The organism is Sphingorhabdus sp., assembly GCF_040079335.1.
In the GTDB taxonomy this organism is placed as follows: domain Bacteria; phylum Pseudomonadota; class Alphaproteobacteria; order Sphingomonadales; family Sphingomonadaceae; genus Sphingorhabdus_B.
In genome coordinates this window covers 1-4,005 of sequence record NZ_JBEBKL010000088.1, presented here as the reverse complement: position 1 = coordinate 4,005, position 4,005 = coordinate 1, and the positions used below count along the sequence as shown (strand labels likewise).

Below are 4,005 nucleotides of genomic sequence, written 5' to 3'. Positions count from 1 at the left end.
GGCGGAACTGGTAGACGCGCAACGTTGAGGTCGTTGTGGGCGAAAGCCCGTGGAAGTTCGAGTCTTCTCGACCGCACCAGTCCCTTGAATATTCGAAGATATTTCAAGACTTTAGGCCGGATGGCAATTTTTGGCCCACCCTTTAGCCCACCCCAAAACATGCGTTGTAGTGGTGTGGTATGTGCCCACCATGAGCTCTCCCGCAGCCTTTCAGACAAGGCCAATTGGCCTGTCACCCCTGACGCAGTTCCTCGATGAAACTGGTCAGCACGGCATCGAGATTGGGGTAAGTAGGATGCTCGGCAAAGTGTGCAGCCAATTCCACGCTGATCTGGCCGACTGACTTGGCATCTTCCGTGGTGGCGACAGCCCATGCACGTCCAGGGTGCAATGTGTCCCACGGCGAGCGCTTATTGGCGCGCGTGGTCGCGGCATCGCCGTGCTTGCCCAGACCGTACAGGATATTGGTCTCGCTGTTCCAAATCGGCCGGAACAGGTGAATGAGGTAGTCTTCTGCGGCGGTTTCCCAACCGCTCTGCACCACCAGAGACCGGAATTCGAAATCGGCGAGATCGAGCGTGCTGCTCGCCTTGCCGATGTTTTTTCGGTGATCACTCAGGCGGCCACATAACTTTGCGCCTTGCTCCATCGGCGTCCGCGCATTCGAGATCGCTGGTGCCGCCTGGCCCACATAGATTGGCGTCTCAGTTCCACTGATCGGCTGATATGCCCGGAAGGAGCCATTGTAGTAGATAGCGTAGGCACCGGAACCATAGAACTTGGGATCTCGCCAAGCGGGTGGCGGTTTTGCGCAACCATCGCCAAGGCCACGAACCGCCCAACGACCTTGGGATTGCTCGGATCAAACACCGAAGTTGGCTGGGCGATCGGATCAAGCTGACCGTCTATTCGATATGACGATCATCTTGTGAAACTCTTTCAGCGCGCAAGAACGAAGCCGCCCCGAAGGGCGGCTTGAGTCAATATTCGCTCGCCAGCATAATGGTCAGCACCCGTTGCGTTACCGCCGGATCGGCGGGATCAGGCGAATGGGCGGTCAGACCAAGATCGTAGTAGTCGATCTTGAAGAACAGCCGTTCGCCGTGAAGTGTGAACGCGCCGAAGTCGTGTTCGCTATGCGGATCGTAGCCGAGGGATGAGTGCGGTCTTTCCCGGTTGTAGTCCTCGACCCAGGAAGCGATCTCGACCCGTGCGTGGGCAAGGTTCATGAACAGGGTCTCGTTGAGCAGCTCGTCGCGCATGCGGCCGTTAAAGCTCTCGACATAGCCATTCTGCATCGGCTTTCCCGGAGCGATGTAATGCCACTCGACGCCGATCTGACCGCACCATGCGAGCACGGCATTGCTGGTGAGCTCGGTGCCATTGTCGCTGACGATCATTCCGGGCTTGCCCCGCTGGGCGATCAGCTGGGTCAGCTCGCGCACGACACGGTGCCCCGAGATCGAAGTGTCCGGCACCGCTGCCAGGCACTCCCTCGTCACGTCATCGACCACATTGAGCACCCGGAACCGTCTGCCAGAGGTCATCTGATCATGGACGAAGTCCAGGCTCCATCGCTGGTTCGGCAGAGCCAGCACCGGAGCTGGTGCTCTCGTGCCAACAGCACGCCTGCGGCTGCGTCGTCGCCTGCCCGCATGGCCCGCCTCGCTCGCTTCGTGATACCTGGCCTTCCGCATCACGTGACCCAGCGCGCAACGGGCGGCGGCAGACTTTCTTCGGCGCAGCTGACTACGCTGCCTACCGGACTTTGCTTGCAAAGCATTGTCGGGCGCACGGCGTCGCGGTGTGGAGTTGGGTGTTGATGCCCAATCATGTTCACCTGATCCTGGTGCCCGAACCTCCCGATGCCCTTCGCGGGGCGCTCTCCAAGGTGCAGCGCGCCTATGACGGCCGGAACAATGAACGCAAGCAGCGTACGGGGCATTTCTGGCAAGGGCGGTTCGGCTGCGTGGCGATGGACGAGCCGCATCTGCTGGCAGCGCTGCGCTATGTTGCGCTCAATCCGGTGCGAGCGCGGCTGGCTCAGCGGGCGGAGGACTGGCGCTGGTCGAGCGCACACGCGCTGCTCGATCCGTCGCGCGGCGACGGGATCACCGGGACCGCCCCGGTGCTGCACCGGGTGCCTGATTTTGCGGCGCTGCTGCGCGGCGAAGAGGAGGAGCCGCTGTCACATGCACTCCGCCGCGCGGAAGGCACAGGGCGGCCGCTGGGAAACAGCGGCTTTCTCGACCGAGTCGCGAACCTGTTGAGCCGCGATCCGAAACCGGGCAAACGAGGACCAAAGGCGAAGGTGGGGATTTAGTGCACTGTCACCGTAATTGGACTTGCTCATGCTGATTTCGCTCTATGCTCTGGTCTCGATCGCTTCTATCGGTTTGGTGTGCCTTCTCGCTCGCGGCCTGGTGGGTTACGGGTTCCCGATTCCGAATGAGAGTCGACGGATCGGCTGTCTCGACGGCTTGCGCGGTTACCTGGCACTTCTCGTTGCCATCAGTCATTTCATCTTGTGGGTCCGGGTGCTCGCTCTCGACATTGCGTGGGGAGCAGGGCCGATGCCACTTGTCACGCTGGGCCACGGTCCGGTTGCCATATTCTTCATGATAACCGGGCTGCTGTTCTACCCAAAGGTTCGCGATGGATTCGGTGCGATCGATTGGCGCTCGCTCCTGCTCTCGCGCCTGTTCCGCATCCTCCCGCTGGCGCTTTTGACCATTGCCATCATCAGCGTTTCGCTGTGGATTCAGTCGAACTTCACCGTAGAGCCCGCGGTCCTGCGTGAAACCGCAATCAACCTGCTTCGCTGGATTACATTCGTCGGGCAACCTGATCTGTTCGGCATGCCAAACAGCAAGCTTGCAAATGCGGGCGTATTCTGGACGCTGTTTTGTGAATGGGTCTTCTATCTCGCAGTATTGCCACTGCTTGCCCTGGCGCGGACTATGGCTCCCAAGGCGTTCCCGCGCGCTGCTACGCCGTTGCTCATGATACCGCTGGCAATTCCCTTCAAACTGCTGATGCCAGGTTTTGCGGGCTTCATGCTGCACTTCATGCTTGGAATGTTTGTATTCGAAGTTCGCGAGCACAAACCAACCGCTACCCTGTTTAGAACAAACGGCGCGGCAGTCGCTTCGCTTGTCTTGATGGTCGCCGTGATCGTCCTTCTCCCCCCACCTAGCAATTTCAAGACTGTGATCTTCTACGTACCGTTCTTTGCATGCGTTGCGTGCGGCCATTCGTTTTGGGGGCTCTTCTCCAACCAGGGTGCCCTTGTACTAGGGGAAATTTCCTATGGCATTTACGTATTGCACGGGATCGTGCTGTGGAGCACGGTCTTGCTGTTCGGCAGCTACATCGCCGCCCACCCCGCGCTTGCGGTGGTGTTTCTGCCGCTCTTGCTGACAATAATCACGATAATTTCGGCAGCCACCTTCCTGGCGATTGAAAGACCCATGATCAAACAGGGAAAGAAGCTCGCGGGCAGTCTCCGAAAATTGCAGGTTTCTCGAGCTACGGAATTGCTGTGACGGGTAAGTTGGAGATTGTGAATTCGTTTGTTGCAGGCACGCGTTCGCAAACCTCCCAATTGACGGCAATTTCGCGCACGCGCCTCCATACCCCGCCGACCGCAGCGTCGCACCCTATTCTCCGCGAGCATTCGCGTCTCGAATGTTTGCGGGCCATTTGTCTGCCAGGGCTGCCTCAACGATGCGTCTGCATCTAGCCTGATGCGGGCGGCACGACCACACCCGGTCCGGGGTAGTCCCCGGTTCCCGAAAGGCATCCACTGCTGCAGCGATCTGTTTGCCGAGGCGGCCGCTGTCGTCATGGCAGGATTGAGGAAAACCCGACCGTTGCCCCGATTTCCTGCCTCTCGCCACCGGGCGGCCTTGCCGGGTCCGCTCAGGGCAGCTTGCTCTTGAGATACTTGACCTGCTCGTCCGGGATTTGCGGTGTGGCGACAACGATGTCGGACCCGCGCTTCAC

At 59.7% G+C, this 4,005-nt stretch carries 2 protein-coding genes and 3 pseudogenes; 2 read left to right on the top strand and 3 right to left on the bottom strand.

The genetic code is table 11. The features are described from left to right. Window positions 1-232 precede the first annotated feature (232 nt). The 3 genes and pseudogenes from ABL922_RS14170 to ABL922_RS14160 form a co-directional block, all read right to left on the bottom strand. On the bottom strand, window positions 233-754 hold the full coding sequence (locus tag ABL922_RS14170; RefSeq protein ID WP_349024858.1) for an Eco29kI family restriction endonuclease: 522 nt from the start codon (window positions 752-754) through the stop codon (window positions 233-235). Between the two features lie 226 nt (window positions 755-980). Beyond that, window positions 981-1,136 (bottom strand): annotated as a pseudogene (locus tag ABL922_RS14165) (DUF3768 domain-containing protein); the annotation flags it as partial. Window positions 1,137-1,145: 9 nt separating this feature from the next. Beyond that, a pseudogene (locus ABL922_RS14160) lies at window positions 1,146-1,778 on the bottom strand (IS3 family transposase); the annotation flags it as partial. Here ABL922_RS14160 and ABL922_RS14155 point away from each other — a divergent pair. Both ABL922_RS14155 and ABL922_RS14150 read left to right on the top strand, forming a co-directional pair. Then, a pseudogene (locus ABL922_RS14155) lies at window positions 1,733-2,323 on the top strand (transposase); the annotation flags it as partial. The pseudogenes ABL922_RS14160 and ABL922_RS14155 sit on opposite strands and share 46 nt — an antisense overlap. A 28-nt stretch (window positions 2,324-2,351) precedes the next feature. After that, entirely contained in the window at window positions 2,352-3,545 is a 1,194-nt protein-coding gene (locus ABL922_RS14150; protein WP_349024857.1) for an acyltransferase, read from the top strand. The last annotated feature ends 460 nt before the right edge of the window (window positions 3,546-4,005 follow it).